General features: G+C 70.4%; 20 protein-coding genes, 2 pseudogenes and 1 riboswitch. Of the genes and pseudogenes, 14 read left to right on the top strand and 8 right to left on the bottom strand.

Going from position 1 to position 24117, the window contains the following annotated elements:
* The first annotated feature begins 240 nt into the window (after positions 1 to 240).
* The 6 genes and pseudogenes from ACFU53_RS19540 (at position 241) to ACFU53_RS19515 (ending at position 6835) form a co-directional block, all read left to right on the top strand.
* The gene (locus ACFU53_RS19540) at positions 241 to 690 is read left to right on the top strand and encodes an SRPBCC family protein (protein ID WP_383993566.1); all 450 of its coding nucleotides are present in this window, start codon (positions 241 to 243) and stop codon (positions 688 to 690) included.
* Positions 691 to 790: 100 nt separating this feature from the next.
* Positions 791 to 1897: a 23S rRNA (adenine(2503)-C(2))-methyltransferase RlmN gene (gene rlmN, locus ACFU53_RS19535; protein WP_383993563.1), complete on the top strand. Its 1107-nt coding sequence runs from the start codon at positions 791 to 793 to the stop codon at positions 1895 to 1897.
* An 88-nt stretch (positions 1898 to 1985) separates the two neighbouring features.
* Positions 1986 to 2093: riboswitch (TPP riboswitch) on the top strand.
* Positions 2094 to 2181: 88 nt separating this feature from the next.
* Entirely contained in the window at positions 2182 to 3261 is a 1080-nt protein-coding gene (locus ACFU53_RS19530) for a thiamine ABC transporter substrate binding subunit (protein WP_383993560.1), read from the top strand.
* Positions 3237 to 4934: an ABC transporter permease gene (locus tag ACFU53_RS19525; protein ID WP_383993557.1), complete on the top strand. Its 1698-nt coding sequence runs from the start codon at positions 3237 to 3239 to the stop codon at positions 4932 to 4934. Before ACFU53_RS19530 ends, ACFU53_RS19525 begins: the two co-directional genes overlap by 25 nt.
* Positions 4934 to 5968 (top strand): ABC transporter ATP-binding protein, encoded by a 1035-nt coding sequence (locus ACFU53_RS19520; RefSeq protein ID WP_383993554.1) that lies wholly within the window; start codon positions 4934 to 4936, stop codon positions 5966 to 5968. Before ACFU53_RS19525 ends, ACFU53_RS19520 begins: the two co-directional genes overlap by 1 nt.
* A 17-nt stretch (positions 5969 to 5985) precedes the next feature.
* Positions 5986 to 6835, top strand: a pseudogene (locus ACFU53_RS19515) (maleylpyruvate isomerase N-terminal domain-containing protein).
* Positions 6836 to 6948: 113 nt separating this feature from the next.
* Here ACFU53_RS19515 and ACFU53_RS19510 read toward each other — a convergent pair.
* The 7 genes and pseudogenes from ACFU53_RS19510 to ACFU53_RS19480 form a co-directional block, all read right to left on the bottom strand.
* Complete coding sequence (locus ACFU53_RS19510) at positions 6949 to 7644, bottom strand: LAETG motif-containing sortase-dependent surface protein (RefSeq protein WP_383993551.1); 696 nt, start codon at positions 7642 to 7644, stop codon at positions 6949 to 6951.
* A 217-nt stretch (positions 7645 to 7861) separates the two neighbouring features.
* Positions 7862 to 8986: an LOG family protein gene (locus tag ACFU53_RS19505; RefSeq protein WP_383993548.1), complete on the bottom strand. Its 1125-nt coding sequence runs from the start codon at positions 8984 to 8986 to the stop codon at positions 7862 to 7864.
* A gap of 154 nt (positions 8987 to 9140) precedes the next feature.
* A complete protein-coding gene (locus tag ACFU53_RS19500; protein ID WP_383993545.1) occupies positions 9141 to 9548 on the bottom strand; it encodes a VOC family protein in 408 nt (135 codons plus the stop codon).
* Positions 9549 to 9645: 97 nt separating this feature from the next.
* Complete coding sequence (locus ACFU53_RS19495) at positions 9646 to 10932, bottom strand: hypothetical protein (protein ID WP_383993542.1); 1287 nt, start codon at positions 10930 to 10932, stop codon at positions 9646 to 9648.
* Between the two features lie 326 nt (positions 10933 to 11258).
* Positions 11259 to 11987 (bottom strand): annotated as a pseudogene (locus ACFU53_RS19490) (ABC transporter ATP-binding protein); the annotation flags it as partial.
* 223 nt (positions 11988 to 12210) lie between these two features.
* Positions 12211 to 13575: an aspartate aminotransferase family protein gene (locus ACFU53_RS19485; RefSeq protein ID WP_383993539.1), complete on the bottom strand. Its 1365-nt coding sequence runs from the start codon at positions 13573 to 13575 to the stop codon at positions 12211 to 12213.
* 19 nt (positions 13576 to 13594) lie between these two features.
* Positions 13595 to 14140, bottom strand: a complete 546-nt coding sequence (locus tag ACFU53_RS19480; RefSeq protein ID WP_383993536.1) for an Lrp/AsnC family transcriptional regulator — start codon at positions 14138 to 14140, stop codon at positions 13595 to 13597.
* Positions 14141 to 14318: 178 nt separating this feature from the next.
* On the opposite strand from ACFU53_RS19480, the gene ACFU53_RS19475 reads away from it, so the two are divergent.
* From ACFU53_RS19475 to ACFU53_RS19465, 3 genes are all read left to right on the top strand, one after another.
* Positions 14319 to 15764: a gamma-aminobutyraldehyde dehydrogenase gene (locus ACFU53_RS19475; RefSeq protein ID WP_383993533.1), complete on the top strand. Its 1446-nt coding sequence runs from the start codon at positions 14319 to 14321 to the stop codon at positions 15762 to 15764.
* 160 nt (positions 15765 to 15924) lie between these two features.
* Positions 15925 to 17118 (top strand): spermidine/putrescine ABC transporter substrate-binding protein, encoded by a 1194-nt coding sequence (locus ACFU53_RS19470; protein ID WP_383993530.1) that lies wholly within the window; start codon positions 15925 to 15927, stop codon positions 17116 to 17118.
* 9 nt (positions 17119 to 17127) lie between these two features.
* The gene (locus ACFU53_RS19465) at positions 17128 to 17271 is read left to right on the top strand and encodes a hypothetical protein (protein WP_383993527.1); all 144 of its coding nucleotides are present in this window, start codon (positions 17128 to 17130) and stop codon (positions 17269 to 17271) included.
* A gap of 221 nt (positions 17272 to 17492) precedes the next feature.
* Here the strand turns inward: ACFU53_RS19465 and ACFU53_RS19460 are convergent, their stop codons facing one another.
* Complete coding sequence (locus ACFU53_RS19460; protein WP_383993525.1) at positions 17493 to 18017, bottom strand: DUF1579 family protein; 525 nt, start codon at positions 18015 to 18017, stop codon at positions 17493 to 17495.
* A gap of 282 nt (positions 18018 to 18299) precedes the next feature.
* Here ACFU53_RS19460 and ACFU53_RS19455 point away from each other — a divergent pair, with 282 nt between their 5' ends.
* The 5 genes from ACFU53_RS19455 to ACFU53_RS19435 are packed head-to-tail and all read left to right on the top strand — an operon-like array spanning position 18300 to position 24077.
* Positions 18300 to 19370: an ABC transporter substrate-binding protein gene (locus tag ACFU53_RS19455; RefSeq protein WP_383993522.1), complete on the top strand. Its 1071-nt coding sequence runs from the start codon at positions 18300 to 18302 to the stop codon at positions 19368 to 19370.
* A gap of 4 nt (positions 19371 to 19374) precedes the next feature.
* Positions 19375 to 20943, top strand: coding sequence for a sugar ABC transporter ATP-binding protein (locus ACFU53_RS19450; protein ID WP_383993519.1), 1569 nt, complete (start codon positions 19375 to 19377; stop codon positions 20941 to 20943).
* Positions 20936 to 21889, top strand: coding sequence for an ABC transporter permease (locus ACFU53_RS19445; protein WP_383993516.1), 954 nt, complete (start codon positions 20936 to 20938; stop codon positions 21887 to 21889). The genes ACFU53_RS19450 and ACFU53_RS19445 overlap by 8 nt, the downstream gene beginning before the upstream one ends.
* Entirely contained in the window at positions 21886 to 22833 is a 948-nt protein-coding gene (locus ACFU53_RS19440) for an ABC transporter permease (RefSeq protein WP_383993513.1), read from the top strand. Before ACFU53_RS19445 ends, ACFU53_RS19440 begins: the two co-directional genes overlap by 4 nt.
* A complete protein-coding gene (locus ACFU53_RS19435) occupies positions 22830 to 24077 on the top strand; it encodes a M20 family metallopeptidase (RefSeq protein ID WP_383993510.1) in 1248 nt (415 codons plus the stop codon). The genes ACFU53_RS19440 and ACFU53_RS19435 overlap by 4 nt, the downstream gene beginning before the upstream one ends.
* Positions 24078 to 24117: the final 40 nt, after the last annotated feature.

Genomic DNA, 24117 nt, shown 5'->3' with positions numbered 1-24117 from the left:
CGCACCCGAACCAGCCACTTCGCAGCACTTCGCCCCGCCGAGCTCATGCTCAACGGGGCGAAGCAGGACCAGCCCCCGAATTAACCAACAGCGTCTGGTTCGCCGGGGCGGGGGCCCACTGCCGTAGCCCCTCGGGTGGTCGAGTGGGACGATTCTCGTGTGGGGCCACACTGTGGGGCCACACGCAGAGGGGGTCGCTCTGGAAGGCAGGGGGGATCGCTCTGGAAGGAGGCGGGCATCATGTCCGACTTCCGCGAATCGATCGACATCGACTGCCGCCCGGAGGACGCCTGGGCGTACATCAGCGACTTCTCGCACCTGCCCGAATGGCAGGAGAGCGCGGTCGCGACGGAGCAGCTCGACGCCGGGCCCGTCGGTGTCGGCTCCAGGGTGCGCGTCACCCGGCACATCGGCCGCCGGGACATCCCGATGACCATGGAGCTCACCGAGTACGAGCCTCCGCGGGTCTGGGGCATGAGGGGCGTCGACGGCCCCGTCCGCGGTCACGTCCACGGCGAGATCATCCCCCTCGACGACGGCCGCCGCTCCCGCGTCACCGTCGAGGTCGGCTTCGACGGCAAGGGCATAGGCAAGGTCCTCGTCCCCCTCGTCGTCCGCCCCCAGATCCGCAAGGAACTACCCCGCAACGAGCAACACCTCAAGGACCAGCTGGAGCACACCGCGGCGTAGCTCCCGCGCGACGGCCGGCGCCCGCCACCGCATGGCCCGGTGCCACGGCACAGCTGTGGCCGCAGGTACACCTCAAATGATCTGCGACACTGGGAGGGTTATGCCTGCACCCGGAGAACTCACATTCGTCGCCCCCCGCGGAGCCAAGAAGCCGCCGCGGCATCTTGCTGATCTTTCGCCTGTGGAGCGTAAGGAGGCTGTTGCCGCGATCGGGGAGAAGCCGTTTCGTGCCAAGCAGCTCTCGCAGCACTACTTCGCGCGGTACGCGCACGACCCGGAGCAGTGGACCGACATCCCCGCGGGTGCGCGCACGAAGCTTCAGGAGGCCTTGCTTCCGGACCTGATGACGGTCGTGCGGCATCTGTCGACCGACCAGGAGACCACGCGCAAGACCCTGTGGCGGCTGTTCGACGGGACGCTCGTCGAGTCGGTGCTGATGCGGTACCCCGACCGGGTCACCATGTGCATCAGTTCGCAGGCCGGATGCGGGATGAACTGTCCCTTCTGCGCCACCGGGCAGGCCGGGCTCGACCGGAACCTGTCCACCGCCGAGATCGTCCATCAGATCGTCGACGGGATGCGGGCGCTCCGGGACGGAGAGATCCCCGGTGGGCCCGCGCGGCTCTCCAACATCGTCTTCATGGGAATGGGCGAGCCCCTCGCCAACTACAACCGGGTCGTCGGGGCCATTCGCCGGCTCACCGATCCGGAGCCGGACGGGCTGGGGCTGTCGCAGCGCGGGATCACCGTGTCCACGGTCGGGCTGGTGCCCGCCATCCACCGGTTCTCGGACGAAGGGTTCAAGTGCCGGCTCGCGATCTCACTGCATGCCCCCGACGACGAGCTGCGCGACACGCTCGTACCGGTGAACACGCGGTGGAAGGTGCGCGAGGTCCTGGACGCCGGGTGGGAGTACGCGGCCAGGTCCGGGCGTCGGCTGTCCATCGAGTACGCGCTGATCCGGGACATCAACGACCAGGCGTGGCGCGGTGACCGGCTGGGCCGGCTGCTCAAGGGCAAGCCGGTGCATGTGAATCTGATTCCGCTGAACCCGACTCCGGGGTCCAAGTGGACCGCTTCCCGGCCCGAGGACGAGAAGGCGTTCGTCGAGGCCATCGCCGCCCATGGGGTGCCGGTGACCGTACGGGACACCCGGGGGCAGGAGATCGACGGGGCGTGCGGCCAGCTGGCAGCCACCGAGCGGTAGACCGAGGGGCGGACCGCGGGGTAGCTCGTGGCCACCGGCAGGAGTCGGAATCCGGCCACGGGGTACTCTGACCTCCGTACACATCTTCATATTCCGACAGGGGAGCGCCACAGCGCTGAGAGTGCGGCAAGCGGGCCGCAGACCCTCTGAACCTCGCCCAGGTCATTCTGGGTAGGAAGTTCGGTCTTCACTCAAGCTGTTGCGCCCTGCCCGGGAGCCTTCGGAATCTCCGACGGTCCCGGGCAGGGCCGCGTCTCTTCCTGGTCACCCCCAGGAGGAATTCCGTGCACATCAGAACGTTCGTCGCCGCGGCCGTCGGCCTCGGGCTCGTCACGCTGTCCGCGTGCGGTTCCTCGTCCGACGACACCGGGTCGGGCGGCTCCAAGACCGTCACCCTCGTCAGCCACGGCTCCTTCGCCTACTCCAAGGACGTACTGAAGGCGTTCGAGAAGGAGTCCGGGTACAAGGTCAAGGTCCTCAAGAGCGGGGACGCGGGGCAGGCCGTCAACCAGGCGATCCTGACCAAGGACAACCCGCAGGGTGACGTCTTCTTCGGTGTCGACAACACGTTGCTGTCCCGCGCGCTCGACAACGGTCTCTTCCAGCCCTACGAGGCGAAGGGGCTCGACAAGGTCGGCGCCGAGTACCAGCTCGACAAGGACGAGCACCGGGTCACGCCCATCGACTCCGGTGACATCTGCGTCAACTACGACAAGGCGTACTTCAGCAAGAACAAGATCGAGCCGCCGCAGTCGTTCGACGATCTCGTCAAGCCCCAGTACAAGGACCTCCTCGTCACCGAGAACGCCTCCACCTCCTCGCCCGGCCTCGGATTCGTCCTCGGTACGGCCGCGAAGTACGGCGATGGGGGCGGGTGGGAGGGCTACTGGGAGAAGCTCAAGGCCAACGGCGTGAAGGTCGTCGACGGCTGGGAGCAGGCGTACTACCAGGAGTTCTCCGGGTCGACGGACGGCAAGAAGGCCGGCGGTGACCGGCCGCTCGTCGTGTCGTACGCCTCCTCGCCGCCGGCCGAGGTCGTCTACGCGGACCCGAAGCCGAAGACTGCGCCCACCGGGGTCGCGACCGGCACCTGCTTCCGGCAGATCGAGTTCGCGGGGCTGCTGAGCAACGCGAAGAACGCCGAGGGCGGCAAGGCGCTGATCGACTTCCTGATCTCGAAGAAGTTCCAGGAGGACATGCCGCTCAACATGTTCGTGTACCCGGTGGTCGAGGGTGCGTCCGTGCCCGCCGAGTTCACCGAGTACGGGCCCGCGGCGAAGGACCCCGAGACCATGGCGCCGGAGAAGATCGCCGAGAACCGTGACCAGTGGGTCAAGTCGTGGACCTCGCTCGTACTGAAGTAACCGAGGCGACCAAGGAGGCCGTGGCCGCACCGCGTGGACCCCGTCGGTCGGGGAGCGCGGCGCGGCTCGGGCTCATGGCGCTGCCCGTCGCGTTCTTCGGGGTGTTCTTCGCCTACCCCGTCGCCGCGATCGTCGTACGGGGGCTGAAGGTCGACGGGACCTGGGACCTCGGGCGGATCGGGGAGGTGCTGGGGGACTCCGGGATCCGGCACGTGCTGTGGTTCACCACCTGGCAGGCGCTTGTCTCGACCGCGCTCACGCTGCTGATCGCGCTCCCCGGCGCGTATGTGTTCGCGCGCTTCGATTTCAGGGGCAAGGACATTCTGCGGGCGGTCGTGACCGTGCCGTTCGTACTGCCGACCGTGGTCGTCGGTACGGCGTTCCTGGCGCTGGTCGGGCGCGGGGGGCTGTTCGACGAGCTGTGGGGCGTACGGCTGGACACGACGGTCTGGGCGATTCTGCTCGCGCATGTGTTCTTCAACTACGCGGTCGTCGTACGGACCGTCGGTGGGCTGTGGTCGCAGCTCGACCCGCGGCAGGAGGAGGCCGCGCGCATGCTCGGGGCATCGCCCCTGGCGGCCTGGCGGAGGGTCACGCTCCCGGCGCTCGCGCCCGCCGTGGCCGCCGCCGCGCTGATGGTCTTCCTCTTCACCTTCACCTCGTTCGGCGTGGTGCAGATCCTCGGCGGGCCGACCTTCTCGACGCTCGAAGTGGAGATCTACCGGCAGACCTCGGAGATCTTCGACCTGGCGACGGCCGCCGTGCTGACGCTCGTGCAGTTCGTCGCGGTCGGGCTGATCCTCGCCGTGCACGCGTGGACCGTACGACGGCGGGAGACCGCGCTGCGGCTGGTGGACGCGTCGCTCACGGCCCGGCGGCCGCGCGGGGCGGGCCAGTGGGCGCTGCTGGGCGGGGTCCTCGGCACCGTCGTCGTGCTGATCCTGCTGCCGCTGGGCGTGCTCGTGGAACGGTCGCTCGACGCCCCGGGCTTCGGCTACTACAAGGCGCTGACCAGCGGCGACAGTGGAATCTTCCTGGTGGCGCCGATCGAGGCGGTCGGCAACTCGCTCACGTACGCGCTCGCCGCGACCGCCATCGCCCTGGTGATCGGCGGGCTCGCCGCCGCCGCGCTCACGCGGCGGGCCGGCCGTCTCGTCCGGGGCTTCGACGCGCTGCTCATGCTGCCGCTCGGGGTGTCCGCGGTGACCGTCGGCTTCGGGTTCCTGATCGCGCTGGACGATCCGCCCCTGGATCTGCGGTCGTCCTGGATCCTGGTGCCGCTCGCCCAGGCTCTGGTGGGTGTGCCCTTCGTCGTACGGACCATGCTGCCCGTGCTGCGCGCGGTGGACGAACGGCTGCGGGAGGCGGCGGCCGTGCTCGGGGCGTCACCGTGGCGGGTGTGGCGTGAGGTCGATCTGCCGATGGTGCGGCGGGCGCTGTTGATCGCGGCCGGATTCGCCTTCGCCGTGTCGCTCGGGGAGTTCGGGGCGACCGTGTTCATCGCGCGCGCCGACAACCCGACGCTCCCGGTCGCCGTGGCACGGCTGCTCGGTCGTCCAGGCGACCTCAACTACGGCCAGGCAATGGCCCTTTCGACGATTCTGATGATGGTGTGCGCGGTGGCCCTGCTGGTGCTGGAGCGCCTCCGTACCGATCGCACGGGGGAGTTCTGATGTTGCTCAGGCTTGAGGACGCGACCGTACGGTTCGACGGGCGGCCCGTGCTCGACGCGGTCGATCTGGAGGTCGCCGAGCACGAGGTCGTGTGCGTGCTGGGGCCGAGCGGCAGCGGCAAGTCGACGCTGCTGCGGGTGGTCGCCGGGCTCCAACCACTGGATGGCGGGCGGGTGTTGCTCGGCGGGCGGGACCAGCGAGGCGTACCCGCGCACAAGCGCGGTGTCGGCCTGATGTTCCAGGATCATCAGCTGTTCCCGCAGCGGGACGTGGCCGGCAACGTCGCCTTCGGACCCCGTATGCACGGCGCTGCGAAGGGCGAACGGGCCGTACGTGTACGGGAGTTGCTGGAGCTGGTCGGGCTGCCCGGGGCCGCGCGCCGACGGGTCGGGGAGCTGTCCGGCGGTGAGCAGCAGCGGGTCGCGCTGGCCCGGGCCCTCGCCCCGCGCCCCCGGCTGTTGATGCTCGACGAGCCCCTCGGTCAGCTGGACCGGTCGCTGCGGGAGCGGCTGGTCGTCGAACTCCGGGAATTGTTCGGGGAGTTGGGGACGACCGTGCTGGCGGTCACGCACGACCAGGGTGAGGCCTTCGCGCTGGCCGACCGGGTCGTGGTGATGCGGGACGGGCGGATCGCCCAGTCCGGTACGCCTCTTGAGGTGTGGCAGCGGCCGGTGGACGAGTTCGTGGCCCGTTTCCTCGGCTTCGACAACGTGGTCGAGGCGACGGTGACCGGGGCGGTCGCGGACACGGCGTGGGGCAAGGTGCCGGTGCCGGAGGTCTCGCCGCAGGGGGCGTGCGCGCTGCTCGTGCGGCCCGCGGGGGTGCGGCTGGTCGACGTCGCCGACGGGCTGCGCTGCACCGTGGCCGCGCGTACGTTCCGGGGCACCCATGTCGCCGTGCACCTCCAGCCCGGGGGCGCGCCGCGACTGGAGGCGGCGTGCGCGCTGCGGGACGCGCCGGAGCCCGGGGACGAGGTCGGCGTGAGCTTCGACGCGGCCGAAATCGTCGTGCTGGGGGCCGGTCCGGCCGCATAAGGTCCGGCCCCATGGCGATGCGTACGCAAGGATCTCAGGCTTGGTACGACCGATACTGCGCGGAGATCGAGCTCCAGGTACGGCGGTTGAGGGACATCGTGACCTCCGGCGCCGATCTGTCGGCGACCGTGCCGACCTGTCCCGACCGGTCGCTGGAACAGCTTCTGCGGCACACCGGCGGCGCCCTGCGCTGGGTCGAACTGAACGTACGGACCCGGTCGAAGGAAGAGGTGCCCGAGCCGGACGTCGCGCTCTACGAGGGACCGGAGAAGCAGGGGAACCCGGCCGCGCTGGACGCGTGGCTCGCGGAGACCGGCGAGATGATCGTGGCCACGCTGCGCGAGGCGGGGCCCGAGGCGCCGGTGTGGTCGTGGGGTTGGGAGCACAGCGCGGGGTTCTGTGCCTGCCGGTTGGCCCATGAGCAGGTCATCCACGGCGCCGACGCCGCGCTCACCGTCGGCCGACTGGTCGAGGGTGGCGCCGGAGATCGCCGCCGACGCGATCGACGAGTGGCTGGAGATCGTCGAGTTCGTCCAGCGGACCAGGCCGCACGACGAGGCGGCCGAACTGCGCGGCCCGGGCCGCAGCATCCACCTCCACGCCACGGACACGTCCGCTGAAGTCGGCGCCGAGCGAAGTGAGATGGCGGCTTCCCCGCCCGAAGGGTGGGGGAGGGTCGTCGAGCTGACCGAGGACGTTGTGCGGTGGCGTCGCGGCCACGAGAAGGCGACGGTCGCGCTGCGCGGGCCCCTCACCGAGGTGCTGCTCGCCTTCTATCGCCGACTCCCGCCGGACGGTGGGCGGTTGGAGGTGCTGGGCGGTCGCGACCTGCTGGACTTCTGGCTGGAGCGTGCGACGTTCGGATGAGCGCGGGGCCGTATCCCGCGGGCGGGACGAGCGAGCCCCGGCTGCCTCCACCGGACGAGCGTGTGGCCCGTACCCCTCAGCGAGAGGTACGGGCCACAGCCCTGTGGAACGGGTCAGCGTGTGGAGGCCCCACGCCGCCGCATGCTGTAGTACACGGCACCGGCGCCGAGGGCGACCAGGGCCGCCGCGGCACCGGCGATCGTGCCGGTGTTGGAGTCGCCACCGGTCTCGGCGAGGTTGGAGTCGCCCTCGGGGGAGGGGGCGTTGTTGTCGTTCGAGCCCACGGGCGTGGTGCCCTCGGACGCGGAGGGTGTGGGGGACGTCTTGGTCTTGGACGGCTCGCCCTCGTCCTTGTTCTCCGCGGGCTTCTCCGGGCTCTCCGAGGCGACCGGCGGGGTGACCGCCTCCGCCTTGCAGGCCGCGGCCGGCGCCACGAGGTTCGGCGTGATGTCCTCGTTGACGTAGTCGCCCGCCTCGACGTGGATGCGGTATTCGGCGTTCGGCTCCCAGTCCTCCTCGAAGGTGACGGTGACACCCTCGGCGGTGGAGTTCTCGATCGTCCGGCTGCCGACCTGGCGCAGGTCGGCCCCGTTGTTCTCCAGGTAGACCGTGACTTCGGCCTTGACACCCAGCGAGTCCACGTCGGTCACGCGGATGACGCCCTTGTCACCGTCGCACTCGGCGACGGCGGAGAAGTCCTTGATGCTGCAGGCCATGGCATTGCCCGCGGCGCCGAACACGAGTGCGGCGGACGCGAAAGCAACACCGATATAGCGCGAAGTTCGCGCGGTACGGGGAGATATGGACACTTTTGCCCTTCACGGGAAGCACAGGGGAGTGGGGGTGACGGAGGGCCGCCGGAGCAGCGGCTTCCCCATGTGCCTCACAGGTTTATAAGCGCGCGATAAGTACTGTCAATCCGAAGAAGTGTCCGAGCGGTTGGCTTTGCCGACCGATTAACCATCCGGACGTTTGAACTCCGGTCAGCAACGCGCGTAGTTGAACGTCCTTCCGCCCCGTCCCGGCTCAACCGCCCAGACGTGCAAGGGCCTCCGGGGCCTCCTCGATCCGGTCCACCAGCGCGATCCGGTCCTCCATCGAACGCCCCCGGGCCAGCGACCGGAGCAGCTGCCAGGTCGGCAGTCTCTCCGTCCAGTGGGCCCGGTCGACGAGGACCATGGGGGTCGGTTCACCGCGCGACTCGTAGTAGTTGGGGGTCGCGTTGTCGAAGATCTCCTGGACGGTTCCGGCCGCGCCCGGCAGGAAGACGATGCCGGTGTTGGAGCGGGCGAGCAGGCCGTCCTCGCGGGTGGCGTTGGCGAAGTACTTGGCGATGTGGGAGGCGAACGGGTTCGGCGGTTCGTGGCCGTAGAACCAGGTGGGGATGCCGACGGAGGTGCCGCCCTTCGGCCAGCGGGTGCGCACCTCGAAGGCGGCGGCCGCCCACTCGGTGATCGAGGGCGTGAACTTCGGTGCCTTCGCCAGGAGTCGCAGCGACTCGGCGAGCATCTCGTCGTCGTACGGGGCCGCGTAGGCGCCCAAATTCGCCGCCTCCATCGCGCCCGGGCCGCCGCCGGTGGCGACGGTGAGACCCGAGCGGGCCAGGGTGCGCCCCAGACGGGCGGCGCCCTCGTACGCCTCCGTGCCGCGCGCCATCGCGTGGCCGCCCATCACGCCCACCACCCGCGCGCCGGCGAGGAGTTCGTCGAGGGCGTCCGAGACGGAGTCGTCGTGGACGGCGCGCAACATGGAGGCGTAGACGTCCCGGTCGGCCTTGGTCCGCTGGAACCAGGCGTACGCGAGGGCGTCGGGCGTCGCCTCGTAACCGCCGTCCGACAGGGACGCGAAGAGCTCGTCGGGGGAGTAGACCAGGCCGCGGTACGGATCGAAGGGCAGGCCGGGGACGGGCGGGAAGACCAGGGCGCCGTCCGCGCGGATCTTCGCCGCCGCCTCCTCGCGCATCGGGCAGCCGAGGAAGACGGCTCCCGCCGCGCTGGTGGCGAGCAGTTCGCGCGTACGGTCCGTCAGGTCGACGGCCTGGACCCGGAATCCGGCGAGGGTGCCGCGTGCCGAGACGGTCGCGTCGAACTCCTCGATCGTCTCGATCTCGTGGTCGTCGTGGTGGGCCGCATGGGCGGGCATCGTCTGCACCCGCCCATGCTAGGGCGCTCCGCCGGGGGAGCCGTGGCCGTCACCGCGGGCCCGCAGGTGCGTGTACCGGCGCGCGTGCTTCGTGGCTCGTCGCGCCCACGCGGCGGAGCCGCAGGATGTCCCAGCCCCGCGCCCCTTGAACGGGGCGCCTGCCTCAGCCCTCGATGGCGGCCGGGTCCATCCACACGACCTCCCAGGTGTGACCGTCGAGGTCGTCGAAGGCGCGGCCGTACATGAAGTCCATCTCCTGGACCTTCTCGGACGCGGTGCCGCCGGCGGCGACCGCCTTGTCGACCAGCTCGTCCACCTTGGCGCGGCTCTCGGCGCTCAGACAGAGCATCACCTCGCTGGTCTTCGTGGCGTCCGCGATCTCCTTCTTCGTGAAGGACGAGTAGAACGGCTTGGTGAGCAGCATCGCCACGATGGTGTCGCTGATCACGACGGAGGCCGCCTTCTCGTCGCTGAACTGGGGGTTGAGCGCGTACCCGAGCTCCGTGAAGAACTTCTTCGAGGCGTCGAGGTCGTTCACGGGCAGGTTTACGAAGATCATCTGCTGGTACATGGCGAGGTCTCTCCCGTCGGTTTCGGTCCGTTCGGAGGGGTAGACCGAGGGCCCCTGTGAAAGTCATCGCTGCTCGCGGTTTTTTTCGTACGAGTTTTCAGGCGGCCAGCGGCTGCGCCGCCAGCTGGGCGATCGTCCAGGTCAGCGGGCCGAAAACGGCGAGGAGAGCGCCCGCGCGGAGCAGGGCCGCCTGCCGGGGCAGTGTGCTGGGCGCCCCCAGCCGCAACAGCGCGGCCGTGGTGTCCGCGCGCGCCCGCCGGGCCTCGACGGCGGCTGTCGCGAGGGTGAGGACGGCACAGCCGGCCACCACGAGCGCGCCCAGCAGGGTGAGCGGACCGACGGTGGGGCGCACGCCGGAGGAGAGCGTCAGCATGGCGTACGCCCCGGAGGCCACCGCGCACACCACCCCGAGTGGGCGCCCGATGCGCCGGGCCTCTTGCTGGAGCACGCGCCCGGAGAGGAGTCGCAGTGCGCCGGGGCGTACGGACTGGAGCAGGCGCCCCGCGAGGTGGGTGAGGCCGGGTCCGGCGAGGACCAGGCCCAGCGCGGTGAGCAGCCAGCCGCCGAGGACTCCGGCGGGGCTCTCCGCGAAGCCGCCGGGGAGGGTGAGGCCGGAGCCGTTGTCGGACTGTCCGGCGTACGTCTCGATGGTGAGGCCGACGGCGAGTACGGCGACGCCCCAGGGGAGGCCGCCGGGGGCGGGGCGCGGAGCCGCCGATTCCGTCAGTGCCTGGGGGGCCGTGGGGGCGGCGGCCTCTTCGTCGGGCTCCTCCTCGTACCTTGTCGCGCCCGCCGGTGACGCGGCCCGCCGCCGGATGTCGAAGGTGTCGTACGCCATGAAGCGCGTCCGGGGTCCGGTGGGCCGGGCCCCGGTGTCCTTGGGGCGCAGGACGAGCGCCGTCGCCACGGAGGCGGCGGCCGGTACCGGGGCGAGGAGGGTGAGGGCCGCGGGGAGGGGCAGGGGCCGCCCGGCGGCGAGGACGTCGGCGGCGGCGCCGTCGAAGGGCATGCCCGTGAGGTCGCCGCGCAGATGGAGGAAGAAGAGCAGGGCGAGGAGCGAGCCGAGCACGGTGGACAGGGCCGTCGTGACGGCCGAGATGGCCATCAGTCGGCCGGGGCCGAGGCCGATGGCCGACAGTCCGGGACGGGGCCGGGTGCCGGGGTCGGTGCGGGCCACCGTCACCGCGAAGTACACGGTGGCGGCGGCGGGCGCGACGCACCAGGCGAGGCGGAGCACCGAGCCGGCCGGGGCGTGCGGGTGGGCCAGGGCGTGCCCGAGGGCGCAGAGCAGCAGGAAGCCGGTGCCGCCGGCGGCCGCAGCGACCAGGAGACGGCGGAGCTGGACGACGGGGTGGGCCCGGCGGGCTAGGCGGAGAGCGAGCACGCGGCCCGGCCTTCCCCTTCGGCGGCGGCCCGATCTGCCCCGTCGTCGGCGGACGGGCGTTCCCCTGCGGCGGCGGGTCCACCTCCCCCTTCGGCGGCGGGCTCACCTCCCTCTTCGGTGGCTGGCCGGCTTTCCTGCTCGGTGGCGGGTCGGGCTTTGCCTTCGGTGGTGGACGGGCGTTGCCCTTCGGCGGCTGGTCGGCCTACCTGCTCGGTGGTGAGTCGGCCTTCCCCTTCGGTGGCTGGCCGGCCTTCCTGCTCGGTGGCAGGTCGGGCTCCTCGCTCGGCGGTGAGTCGGGCTCTGCCTTCGGTGGTGGACCGGCGGCCCACCGCAGCGGTGGGCCGGCCTTGCCCTTCCGTGGCCGAGGGCAGGTGGACGGTCTTCACGTACCGTCCGTCCAGCAGGGACACCGTGCGGTCCGCGAGGGAGGCGGTTTCGGGGTCGTGGGTGGCGAGGACGACCGTGATGTCGTGCGAGCGGGCGGCCGTGGTGAGGGTGCGCAGGACGTGGGCGTGTTCGGCGCGGTGCAGTGGGGCGGTCGGCTCGTCCGCGAAGAGCACGGTGGGGGCGGCGACCAGAGCACGGGCGACCACCACGCGCTGGCGCTCGGACTGGAGGAGGGCGTGCGGGCGCTTGCGGGCCGAGTCGCGGATGTCGAGGCGCTCCAGCCACTCCAGGGCGGCGGCCTTGGCGGCCCGGCGGCCGGTGCCGCGCAGCATCAGTGGCAGGGCGGTGTTCTCCCAGGCGTTCAGCTCGGGGACGAGGACCGGCTCGGGGTCGATCCAGCCGAAGCGGTCGCGGCGCAGCCGTTCCCGGGCGAGCGAGCCCATCCGGTGTACGGGAACGCTGTTGAACCACACCTCGCCCTGCTGGGCCCGCAGCTGTCCGGACAGGCACCGCAGGAGCGTGGTCTTGCCGCTGCCGCGCGGGCCGGTGACGGCGAGGATCTCGCCTTCCCGGACGCCCATCGACACGCCTTGCAGGGCGGGCGAGCCGTCGTGCGCGTAGGTCAGACCACGTGCCCAGAGCACGTCGTTGTCCGGCGGGGCCACCATGGGCGTACACCTCGGTTCGGATCAGGATTGCCGGGGGAGCCCCCCGTCCGGGGGAACGAAGGCAGGGCCGATCGGTTACAGGGGCACGCTAGGGAGTCAGGGTGGCAGCGGTCGGACAGCACACGGCCCGAGGCGCACCCATCTCACTCGGATGGGTGCGCCCCGGGCCGTTTGAAGGGCTGCTCAAGCACGGCCGCCGGGTGTCGGCGGGGCCGCCGACGGCCTACAGCAGGGTCCACGCCTCCGACAGCGTCGCGCGCAGGATCTGCTCGATCTCGTCGAAGGTCGACTGGTCGGAGATCAGCGGCGGGGCGAGCTGGACGACCGGGTCGCCGCGGTCGTCCGCACGGCAGTACAGGCCGTTCTCGAACAGCTTCTTCGACAGGAAGCCGTAGAGGATCCGCTCGGTCTCGTCGTCGTCGAAGCTCTCCTTCGTGGCCTTGTCCTTGACCAGCTCGATTCCGTAGAAGAAGCCGTTGCCGCGGACGTCGCCGACGATCGGCAGGTCGTAGAGCTTCTCCAGCGTCGACCGGAACGCCGTCTCGTTGTCGAGGACGTGCTGGTTGAGCTTCTCGCGTTCGAACAGGTCGAGGTTGGCGAGGCCGACGGCCGCGGAGACCGGGTGGCCGCCGAAGGTGTAGCCGTGCAGGAAGGTGTTGTCGCCCTTGTAGAAGGGCTCGGCGACGCGGTCCGAGACGACACAGGCACCTATCGGCGAGTAGCCCGAAGTCATGCCCTTGGCGCAGGTGATCATGTCCGGGACGTAGCCGAACTTGTCGCAGGCGAACATCGTGCCGAGTCGGCCGAAGGCGCAGATGACCTCGTCCGACACCAGCAGCACGTCGTACTGGTCGCAGATCTCGCGGACCCGCTGGAAGTAGCCGGGCGGCGGCGGGAAGCAGCCGCCCGCGTTCTGCACCGGCTCCAGGAAGACCGCCGCGACCGTGTCCGGGCCCTCGAAGAGGATCTCCTGCTCGATCTGGTCGGCGGCCCAGCGGCCGAAGGCCTCCGGGTCGTCGCCGAAGTGCGGGGCCCGGTAGATGTTGGTGTTCGGGACCTTGTGCGCGCCCGGGACGAGCGGCTCGAAGGGGGCCTTCAGGGCCGGCAGGCCGGTGATGGAGAGGGCGCCCTGCGGGGTGCCGTGGTAAGCCACGGCACGCGAGATGACCTTGTACTTGGTCGGCTTGCCCTTGAGCTTGAAGTACTGCTTGGCGAGCTTCCAGGCGGTCTCCACCGCCTCGCCGCCGCCGGTGGTGAAGAAGACCTTGTTCAGGTCGCCGGGCGCGTACGAGGCGATACGTTCCGCCAGTTCGACGGCCTTCGGGTGGGCGTAGGACCAGACCGGGAAGAAGGCCAGCTCCTGCGCCTGCTTGAACGCGGTCTCCGCCAGCTCGGTGCGGCCGTGGCCCGCCTGGACCACGAAGAGACCCGCGAGACCGTCGAGGTACCGCTTGCCCTTGTCGTCGTAGATGTACGTGCCCTCGCCCCGGACGATGGTGGGGACCGGGGAGTTCTCGTACGAGGACATGCGGGTGAAGTGCATCCACAGGTGGTCGTACGCGGTCTGGCTGAGGTCCTTGGGGCTCACGGCTATCGCGTCCTCACGGTTATCGGGTTCCCCACATATAGGTCTGCTTCTTGAGCCTGAGGTAGACGAAGCTCTCCGTCGACCGCACGCCGGGCAGGGTCCGGATGCGCTTGTTGATGACCTCCAGGAGGTGGTCGTCGTCCTCGCAGACGACCTCCGCCATCAGGTCGAAGGAGCCGGCGGTGATCACGATGTACTCGACCTCCGACATGGCCGTCAGCGCGTCCGCCACGGGGTCCAGATCGCCGTCGACGTTGATGCCGAGCATCGCCTGACGCCGGAAGCCCACGGTGAGCGGGTCGGTGACGGCGACGATCTGCATCACGCCCTGGTCGAGCAGCTTCTGGACGCGCTGGCGCACGGCCGCCTCGGACAGGCCGACGGCCTTGCCGATCGCGGCGTACGGCCGCCGGCCGTCCTCCTGGAGCTGCTCGACGATGGCGAGGGAGACGGCGTCCAACTGCGGAGTGCCGTTCCTGGGCTCCTTGGAGTCCCTCCTGTATTCCTTGGGGTCCTTGGAGTCCTTCTGGTCTGCGCTTCGACTAACCACGGCCTCACTGTGCACGACGTCTCGACTGTTCCGCAAGGCTGGATCGATGAAATTCGTTGTTTACGGGCTCGTAGCTTGCGGATTTCGCAGTATGTGAGCGGGCGGGGGTGTTGAAAACGTGGGGCGGCGGATTAGTGTGGTGTCTCAAGGAATGGACACCACAACCTGGACACCCACATCTGGAGGGCCGGCAGTGAGTACCGAGCTGGGTCGGCTGCGCAAGCTACGTAACTACATCGACGGGCAATTCCGGGACGCCGTCGACGGACGGACCACCGAGGTGGTCAACCCCGCGACGGGCGAGGCCTACGCGACCGCGCCCCTGTCCGGTCAGGCCGACGTCGAGGCGGCGATGGCCGCCGCCGCGGCCGCGTTCCCGGCCTGGCGGGACACGACCCCGGCCGAGCGTCAGAAGGCCCTGCTGAAGATCGCCGACGCGTTCGAGGAGCGGGCCGAGGAGCTCATCGCGGCGGAGGTGGAGAACACGGGCAAGCCGATCGGGCTGACCCGCTCCGAGGAGATCCCGCCGATGGTGGACCAGATCCGCTTCTTCGCGGGTGCGGCGCGGATGCTGGAGGGGCGGAGCGCCGGTGAGTACATGGAGGGGATGACCTCCATCGTCCGCCGTGAGCCGGTCGGTGTCTGTGCCCAGGTCGCGCCGTGGAACTACCCGATGATGATGGCCGTGTGGAAGTTCGCGCCGGCGATCGCCGCGGGCAACACGGTCGTGCTGAAGCCGTCGGACACGACGCCGGCGTCGACCGTCCTGATCGCGGAGATCATCGGGGCGATCCTGCCGAAGGGCGTCTTCAACGTGATCACGGGCGACCGTGACACCGGGCGACTGATGGTCGAGCACCCGGTCCCGGCGATGGCGTCCATCACCGGGTCCGTGCGGGCCGGTATGTCCGTCGCCGAGTCCGCGTCCAAGGACGTCAAGCGCGTCCACCTGGAGCTGGGCGGCAAGGCGCCGGTCGTCGTCTTCGCCGACACCGACATCCCCAAGGCCGTCGAGGACATCTCGGTGGCGGGCTTCTTCAACGCCGGGCAGGACTGTACGGCCGCGGCCCGCGTCCTCGTCCAGGAGGGCATCCACGACGAGTTCGTGGCCGCGCTCGCGAAGGCGGCGGCCGAGACGAAGACCGGGCAGCCGGACGACGAGGACGTGCTGTACGGGCCGCTCAACAACCCCAACCAGCTCAAGCAGGTGGCCGGGTTCATCGAGCGGTTGCCGGCCCATGCGAAGGTCGAGGCGGGTGGTCACCAGGTCGGCGAGAAGGGGTACTTCTACGCGCCGACCGTCGTCTCCGGGCTGAAGCAGGACGACGAGATCATCCAGAAGGAGGTCTTCGGGCCGGTCATCACGGTTCAGTCGTTCGCGGACGAGGCGCAGGCCGTCGGTTGGGCGAACGGGGTCGAGTACGCGCTCGCGTCGTCGGTGTGGACGAAGGACCACGGGCGGGCGATGCGGATGTCCAAGGCGCTCGACTTCGGGTGTGTGTGGATCAACACGCATATTCCGCTGGTCGCGGAGATGCCGCACGGTGGGTTCAAGAAGTCCGGGTACGGCAAGGACCTTTCGGGTTATGGGTTCGATGACTACACGCGGATCAAGCACGTGATGACGTCGTTGGACTGAAAGGTTCGTTGACGGCCGCGGGTTCCTTGTAGCTGGTCGCGCCCACGCGGCGGAGCCGCACAATGTCACAGCCCCGCGCCCCTTTTCTGGGCCTGCAGCCCATCGGGGCGTGGGGCGTCGTTCGTTGCAAGGGGTGGACGTGGGGCGGCATGCTGCGGTGATGTCTGGTCCGCTGGTCAGCAATCGCCCGGTTTCCCGTCGTTCCCTCGTGCGTGCCCTCGGCGTCGGCGCGGTGCTCGGTGGGCTCGTCGGGTGTGGGGTGCCTGCTGCCCATGTCGCGCCCCGGGATCGGGCCGGGGCCGACCTCTCGGCCCGAGACAAGCGGCTGAGCTGGGCGAACTGGCCGCTGTACATCGACACGGACGACGAGGACGACTCGCGGCGGCCGACGCTGGAGGCCTTCGAGAAGAGCACCGGGATCGCCGTCGACTACGTCGAGGAGATCAACGACAACGACGAGTTCTTCGGCAGGATCAGCCCGGCTCTGCTGAACCATCAGCAGACCGGTCGCGACCTCGTCGTCGTCAGCGACTGGATGTGCGCCCGGTTCGTACGGCTGGGGTGGGTGCAGGAGATGGACCGGGCCGGGCAGCCGAACGTCACCGAGTATCTGGATCCGCAGTTGCGTTCGCCCGCTTTCGATCCCGGCCGCAGATTCACCGTGCCCTGGCAGTCGGGGATCACCGGCATCGCGTACAACCGCCGGAAGGCGGGCCGCGAGATACGCCGTGTCGCCGACCTGTGGGCGGACGACCTCAAGGGGCGGGTCACCCTTCTCTCCGGCCTGGACGAGGCGTTCGCGCTGCTGATGCAGGGCAACGGCGTCGATGTCACGCGCTGGACGGCGGACGACTTCCACACCGTCTGCGACCAGGTCGAGTCCCGCGTCCGGACGGGCCACATCCGCCGCTTCACCGGCAACGACTACATCAAGGACCTCTCCAGTGGCGACGTCCTCGCCTGCCAGGCGTACTCCGGTGACGTCATCCAGCTCCAGGCCGACGACCCGGACATCCGGTTCGTCGTCCCCGAGGAGGGCGCCGAACTCTGGTCCGAGTCCCTGATGATCCCCAACCTCGCCCGCCACAAGACCAACGCCGAACATCTCATCGACCACTACTACGACCCCGAGGTCGCCGCCGAACTCGCCGCCTGGGTCAACTACGTCTGCCCCGTCCCCGCAGCCCGTGACATCCTCGCCTCCGCCGAGGACGAGGAGACCGCCGCCCTCGCCGAGGACCCCCTGATCTTCCCCGACGACACCATGCGCGCCCGGCTCGCCATCGCGCGGGACATCACCTCGGCGGAACGACAGGTTTTCGCGCGGCGGTGGAACGGGATCGTGGGGTTGTAGGGCGGGCCCGTGCTCGACGCGCTCGGCGTGCCGTCGGACGAACAGATCCTGTGGCGGCAGGCACGGGAGAGGGTCCTGAGCGAGGACAGGGCACGGCGCGAACCGCCCCCACCCAGTCGCACCCTCACCGACCCCGTCGAGATGCTGGGATGAGTCAGCCCGGACGACGGGAGGTTCATCCGGCTGAGGCGCTCGACAGCGTGGGGATGCGCAGCCTGCGGCGTACGTGCACACCGGCCCGCGCCTACTGCGGCTGTTCGTCTCTGAGGTAGCGCACGGCCGGGAAGCGCACGGCCGGGAAGCGCACGGCCGGGAAGCGCTCGGCCAGGCGCATGATCACCGTGCGACTGGCCGGCAGGCGTTCCTAGGCGTTCCTAGGCGATTTTGGTGAGGGTGACCCTCATGGAAGGGTTGTAGGTTCTGCCGTCGTCCGTACGTTCGTGCAGGACGGCCTGGACGCGGTGGTCGTCGGTGAAGTGGACCGTGGAGCGGGTGGTTTCGCCCTGGTACGTCCAGGTGTCGCCGTCGGCGGTCAGGGTGCTGAGGGTGATGTTGCCCTGACTGTCGTAGAAGTGCGAGGTGTAGGTGCCGGTCGTCTCGTCGTAGCCGATGATCTCGGTGCCGCCCACGGGGAGGTCGCCGATGCGGCCGTACGCCGTGTGGAGGACGAAGAAGCCGCCGACTGCCCATTCGTACACGTCGGATGTGGTGATCGGGGCGCCGTGGGTTCCGTCGGCCTCGATCATGTGGCCCTCGTTGATCCATCTGCCGATCCAGGCGTCGAGCGCGTCGTGTCGAGGGCCGCGGCGGGGGATCCGACCGTCGGCCTGCTCCGCGCCCCGGTTGACGGCCACCACTCGTGGTGACGTCCGTCCCGGCTCTTTCTTCTCCTCCGTCATGTTCCGAGCGTGGCACAGGGGTCTGACAGCGGGGGCTCGCCAGGCCCCGGAGCCGGTGTGTTGTGCAATGCGAAATTTTGTGTTGCAGACGTGGTGCCCGGGCTCGCGCACCTCCTACCTTCCCGTCTCAACAGACCGGTCCTCACCGGGTGAACCGTCCCCCACGGCCGGAACAGTGATGTTCCTGTGCGCGGATCCCGGCGAAAGCCCCTTCCCCAACTCGCCTGTCATCCGGGTCGTTTCGACGGCTCGGGCACCTTTCGAGGGATTTGAGGAACTTCGATGAACGCACGTTCCGTACGTGGTGCGCTGGCCGTGGCCGCCTCTCTCTGCGCACTGGCCGGGGTCACCGCATGCAACGTCGAGTCCGGCAGTGCCACCGCCGGCGCCGACAAGAGCGCCTCGTCCGCGCCGCAGGCCAAGGACCTCAAGGTCGGCTGGTCGACGATCTACCTGACCCCGTCGTGGATGCAGCAGACCCTGAAGATGCTGGAGACCGACGTCGACAAGCTGAAGTCGGCGGGCAAGGTGTCGTCGTTCAAGACGTTCAACGCCAACGGCGACACCTCGCAGCAGATCGCGCAGATCCGGGCGATGATCCAGCAGAAGTACGACGTGATCCTCGTCGACGCGGGCTCCTCCACCGCGCTCAACCCGGCGCTGGAACAGGCGGTCGCCGCGGGCATCACCGTCGTCGCCTTCGACTCACTGCCGACCAGTACCAAGGTCATCAGGGTCGGTACGGACCAGAAGGCCTGGGGCTCGATGATGGCCGAGTGGCTGGCGAAGAAGCTGGACGGCAAGGGCAGCATCATCGCCATGAACGGGCCGGCCGGCGTCGCCGTCAGTGAGGACCGGTGGTCGGGGGCCGAGACGGTCTTCAAGAAGTACCCGGACATCAAGATCGTCAGCAATGTGCACAGCGAGTACAACCTCGCGCCGGCCGCCCAGGCCTTCGCCTCCGCCTACTCCGCCCACCCGGACATCGACGGGGTGTTCTCGCAGGGCGGCGCGCTCTCGGCCGCCGCGCTGCAGACGCTGGTCAAGCAGGACAAGAAGCTCGTCCCGATCACCGGCGAGAACTACAACGGCTTCCTGAAGCTGTGGCAGAGCAAACAGAAGGAAGGGTTCTCCTCCCTGGCCACCGCCCAGCCCAACTACCTCTCCGTGATCGCCCTGGAGGCGGCCGTGGCCAAGAGGGAGGGCGTGGACGTCCCCCAGGACATCGACGTGCCGCTGCCCGAGATCACCGACGACAACCTCGGCGACTACGCCAAGCCCGACCAGGCCGACGACTCGTACCCGATCAGCGACCTGCCGCAGGCCGAGATCGACAAGCTCATCGGCAAGTGATCGGGTGACCACCGTGCCGCTGCTGAGCGTGGAGAAGGTGTCGAAGTCGTTCGCGGGCAACCGGGTGCTCACGGACGTGAGCTTCGAGGTCGAGCCGGGGGAGGTGCTGGCCCTGGTCGGCGAGAACGGGGCCGGCAAGTCCACCGTCCTCTCCCTCGTCACCGGGCTCCTGGCCCCCGACTCCGGCCGGGTCGTGTACGACGGCACCCCCGTCCCCCGGGCGTGGTCTCCCCACCGCGCCCGGGCCGCCGGGGTCGGCTCCGTCCACCAGGAGCTGAGCCTCAACCCGCACCAGAGCGTCGCGGAGAACGTCTTCCTGGGCGCCTGGCCCAGCCGCCGGGGCCTGGTCCGGGGCCGTGACCTCGCGGCCCGGGCCCGGCCGCTGCTCGCGCGGGTCGGCCTCGACGTGGACCCGCGCACCCCGGCCGGACGGCTGCCGCTGGGCCGCCGTCAACTGGTCGAACTCGCCAAGGCCCTGGCCGGCGGGCCCCGGCTGCTCATCCTCGACGAGGCCACCTCCGCGCTGGACGAGGAGCAGGTGGGCGCCGTCTTCCGCGTCGTGAGTGAACTGCGGGACCAGGGCGGCTCGGTGATCCTCGTCAGCCACCGCATGGCCGAACTGTTCGCCATCAGCGACCGGTTGACCGTCCTGAAGGACGGTGCCGTGACGGCCACCCGGGAGCGGGACCACACCGATCACGACGACATCGTGCGGCTGATGGTGGGACGGGAGCTGTCGGATCTGTTCCCGGTGAAGGCGGCGGTCACCGCCGAGGACGGCGATCAGGAGGGCTCCGCCGAACCCGTCCTCCGTGTCCGCGGCCTCACCGTCCCCCGCGCCTGCTCCGGTGTCGACCTCGACCTCGCCCCCGGCCGCATCGTCGGACTCGGCGGGCTGCAGGGGCAGGGCCAGCGCGAGGTGTTGCGTGCGCTGTTCGGACTGGTCCGGCACACCGGCGATGTCACCTTCGACGGGCGGCCGGTACGGTTGTCGTCGCCCCGGGACGCGATCCGGCACCGTATCGCCTACGTGCCCGAGGACCGCAAGACCGAGGGCGTCCACACCGTGCGCAGCATGCGTGCCAACCTCGCGCTGCCCAGCATGCGCGCCCTCGCTCCCGCGAGCCGCCTGACCACTGTCGCGCGCGGCGCCGAGACCGCACTCGTCGACGACCTGATCGAGCAGCTGCGGATCAAGGCGGCCTCCCCGGCGCAGGAGGCCCGCCGGCTCTCCGGCGGCAACCAGCAGAAGGTCGCGCTGGCCAAGTGGCTGCCGACCGAACCCCGGGTCCTGCTGCTCGCCGAACCGACCCGGGGCATCGACATCGGCACCAAACGCGAGATCTACCACCTGCTGCGCCGCCTGGCCGCCGACGGCCTCGCGGTGCTCGTCACCTCCGGAGACACCATGGAACTGGTCGGCCTGTGCGACGAGGTCGCCGTCCTGTACGAGGGGGCGGTCGTGGACCGCCTCACCGGGCCCGGCCTGACGGAGGAGAGCCTGGTCAGGGCGTCGGTCATGGGCACGTCGGCCACCGACGCCTCCGGCTCGGGGAGCGTCGTCCATGCGTGAGCGACTCGCGGTCTCCGCGCGCGGCAACACCGACCTCCTCGCGCTGGCGGCGCTCCTGCTGGGGGTGCTGGTCGCGTATCAGCACTACGACTCCAGCCTGCTCACCCCCGCCTCGATCACCATCCTGTCCGCCCAGTTCCTGCCGCTGATCCTGGCCGCCGCGGGTCAGACGACGGTGATGCTGCTCGGCGGGATCGACCTCTCGCTCGGAGCGGTGCTCGCGCTCGCGATGGCCGTGTTCGCCACGTACGACGCCGAGGGCGCGGGCGGAGTGGTCACGGCGGCCGGGCTCGCCCTGTGCGTGGCGGTCGCGGCGGGCGCGGTCAACGGGGCGCTCGTCGGGTACGCCGGGCTTCCGCCGATCGTCGTGACCCTCGCCGCGTCGTTCCTGTGGGGCGGGGTCACCCTCGTGGTCCTGCCGCAGCCCGGGGGTCAGGTACCCGCCGGGCTGGTGGACGCGTACAACAACGGCTGGAACGGCGTGGCTCTCCCCGCGGTCACCGTCGCGGTCGTCCTCGCCCTGTGGAAGCTGCTGCGCACTACCCGGCACGGGCTCGCCCTCTACGCCGTCGGCGGCAACGAACACGGCGCCTACGCGAGCGGGTTGCACACCCGGGGCGTGAAGATCGCCGGGTATGCGCTGGCGGGCGCGTTCACCGGGCTCGCCGGGATCGGGCTGGCCGTGCAGACCGGCTCGGCGGACCCGACGATCGGGGCCCCGTACACGCTCAACTCGATCGCCGCGTGCGTGCTCGGCGGCATCAGCTTCTTCGGCGGCGTCGGCCGGATGCGCGGCACGGTCCTGGGCGCGCTCGTCATCGGCCTGCTGACCAACCTCCTGCTGTTCACCGGGATCTCGCCCTTCTACCAGCTCATCGTGCAGGGCGTGATCCTCGTCGTGGCGCTCGCCCTGAAGACCTGTCTGACGAGGGAGGCGGCCGTATGAGCAGCCTTGTGTCGGTGGCCGCGCTGCGCGGCAGCCGCGCCACCTGGGCGTTCGGTGTGCTCGCGGTCACCTGGCTGGCCGCGATCCTCTTCGCGGACGGCTTCGACAGCGTCTCCAACGTCCGCTATCTGGTGCAGACGGCATCGTTCCTCGGCATCGTCGCGGTCGGCCAGACCCTCGTCGTCATGATGAGCGGCATCGACCTGTCCGTCTCCGGTGTCGTGGCCCTGTCGGCCGTGGTGTGCGCCAAGGTCGCCTCCGGCACGGGCGGCGGCACGACGGCCGTCCTCGTGGCGCTGCTGCTGAGCGCGCTCGTGGGCGCCGTGAACGCGGCCGGAGTGGTGTGGCTGCGCGTCCCGCCGATGGTGATGACCCTCGCCACCGGCACGATCCTCGCCGGCGCCCTGCTCGTCTACACCGACGGCTCACCCAGTTCCGCGCAGGTCCCCCTGCTGGACACCCTCGCCAACAGCCGCATCCTGGGCGTCCCTTGGGCCTTCGTGCTGTGGCTCGTCGTCACGGCCGCCGCCTTCTGGCTGCTCCACCTCTCCCGCACCGGCCGCTACGCCTTCGCCCTCGGCGCCGGCGAGGACGCGGCCCGGGCGTCGGGGGTACCGCTGGTGTCCACGGCCTTCATCGCGTACGTGTCCTGCGCCCTGCTCGCCGGTGTCGCGGGCCTGGTCCTGCTGGGCTTCACCGGCACCAGCTCCCTGACCATGGGCAACCCCTACCAACTCCTGTCCATCGCCTCCGTCGTCCTCGGCGGCACCTCCATCCTCGGCGGCCGCGGCCATCTTCTCGGCACGGTCGGCGGCGCCCTCCTTCTCACCCTCCTCACCGCCCTCCTGACCTCCTGGAACCTCTCGGAAGGCGTACGACAGGTCGTGCTCGGCGTCCTGATCATCGGGCTGTTGCTGGTCTACGCGAGGGAGCGCCGGGCATGACGTCGACGGAGGAGCTCCTGCGGGACCTCGTACGGATCCCGAGCGTCAACCCCCGTGACGGGGCGGGCGACGGGGGCGAGACGGCGGTCGCGGAGTACGTACGGGACTGGCTGGCGGGGCGGGAAGTGCGGGCCGAACTGCACGAGGTGCTGCCGGGGCGGTGCAATGTCGTCGCCGTCGTACCGGGGCGGCGTCCCGAGGCGGTCCTGCTGGAATCGCACCTCGACACGGTCGAGACGGACGGTATGACCGTCGGGCCGTACGAGGGTGAGGTCAGGGACGGGCGGTTGTACGGGCGGGGTGCCTGTGACGCCAAGGGGCCGCTGGCCGCGTTCATGTCGGCCGTCGCCGAACTCGCGGCCGGGGAACCGCCGCCGTACACGGTCGTGCTGGCGGGGGTGTGCGACGAGGAGCACGCGTACCGGGGAGTGCTGGGTCTGGTGGACGCGCTCGCGGGGCGGGCGGTCGCGGTGGCCCTCGCCGGGCGGCTGATCGTGGACGCGGTCGCCGGGCGTGGGGTGGTGGGGGCGGTCGTCGGGGAGCCCACGGGGCTGGTGCCCGCCGTCGCGCACAAGGGGGTCGTGCGCTACACCGTGCGCACCACGGGCCGGGCCGGGCACAGTTCGCGCCCCGAGGAGGCCGTCAACGCGATCACGCTGATGGGGCCGGTCATCGCCCACCTCGCGGACCAGCCTCCTGGCGTCCCGCCGCATCCGCTCCTCGGGCCCGCCACCCGCTCGGTCACCCGAATCCGGGGCGGTACCGGCCCCAACACCATCCCCGGCAGCTGCGAGGTGGACGTCGACCGCCGCACGCTCCCCGGCGAGGACCTGGAGACCGTGTGGTGGCAGGAGCGTGCCGAACTCGCCGCGCTGGGGGCGGACGTCGACCCGCCGTTCACCGTCGACCCGGCCCTCGACACCCGGCCCGACGCCGAGATCGTCACAGCCCTGTGCCGGGCCCTCGCCGACCACCGCCGTCCGGCCGAGGTCCGGGGCATGCCCTTCGGGACGGACGCCAGCAAACTGGCCCGCGCCGGGATCCCGTCGGTGGTCTTCGGGCCGGGCTCGGTGCGGGACGCCCACTCGGCGGCGGAGTCGGTGGCGCTCGCGGAGGTGGAGCTGGCCGCGCGGGTCGTGGTGGCGGCGGTGCGGGGGATGGGGGCCGAGCGGCGGGGTGAGGGCGCGGTGGTGCGGCCGGCGGGGGCTTCGGTGCGGGGAGAGGGAGGGCCGTCGTGGGGCTGAACGGTCACCTCCGGCTCGGGGTCGGCGTTGGGGGAGGCGT

Source organism: Streptomyces sp. NPDC057474 (genome assembly GCF_042802555.1).
Lineage (GTDB): Bacteria > Actinomycetota > Actinomycetes > Streptomycetales > Streptomycetaceae > Streptomyces.
This window is presented reverse-complemented; position numbering and strand designations above follow the sequence as displayed.

Bases quoted from the DNA above. Each gene is read 5' to 3' on its own strand.
- ACFU53_RS19460 (WP_383993525.1), bottom strand. From the start codon at position 18,017: ATGACGGAGGAGAAGAAAGAGCCGGGACGGACGTCACCACGAGTGGTG.
- ACFU53_RS19470 (WP_383993530.1), top strand. From the start codon at position 15,925: ATGTCTGGTCCGCTGGTCAGCAATCGCCCGGTTTCCCGTCGTTCCCTC.
- ACFU53_RS19435 (WP_383993510.1), top strand. From the start codon at position 22,830: ATGACGTCGACGGAGGAGCTCCTGCGGGACCTCGTACGGATCCCGAGC.
- ACFU53_RS19520 (WP_383993554.1), top strand. From the start codon at position 4,934: ATGTTGCTCAGGCTTGAGGACGCGACCGTACGGTTCGACGGGCGGCCC.
- ACFU53_RS19455 (WP_383993522.1), top strand. From the start codon at position 18,300: ATGAACGCACGTTCCGTACGTGGTGCGCTGGCCGTGGCCGCCTCTCTC.
- rlmN (WP_383993563.1), top strand. From the start codon at position 791: ATGCCTGCACCCGGAGAACTCACATTCGTCGCCCCCCGCGGAGCCAAG.
- ACFU53_RS19500 (WP_383993545.1), bottom strand. From the start codon at position 9,548: ATGTACCAGCAGATGATCTTCGTAAACCTGCCCGTGAACGACCTCGAC.
- ACFU53_RS19540 (WP_383993566.1), top strand. From the start codon at position 241: ATGTCCGACTTCCGCGAATCGATCGACATCGACTGCCGCCCGGAGGAC.
- ACFU53_RS19440 (WP_383993513.1), top strand. From the start codon at position 21,886: ATGAGCAGCCTTGTGTCGGTGGCCGCGCTGCGCGGCAGCCGCGCCACC.
- ACFU53_RS19445 (WP_383993516.1), top strand. From the start codon at position 20,936: ATGCGTGAGCGACTCGCGGTCTCCGCGCGCGGCAACACCGACCTCCTC.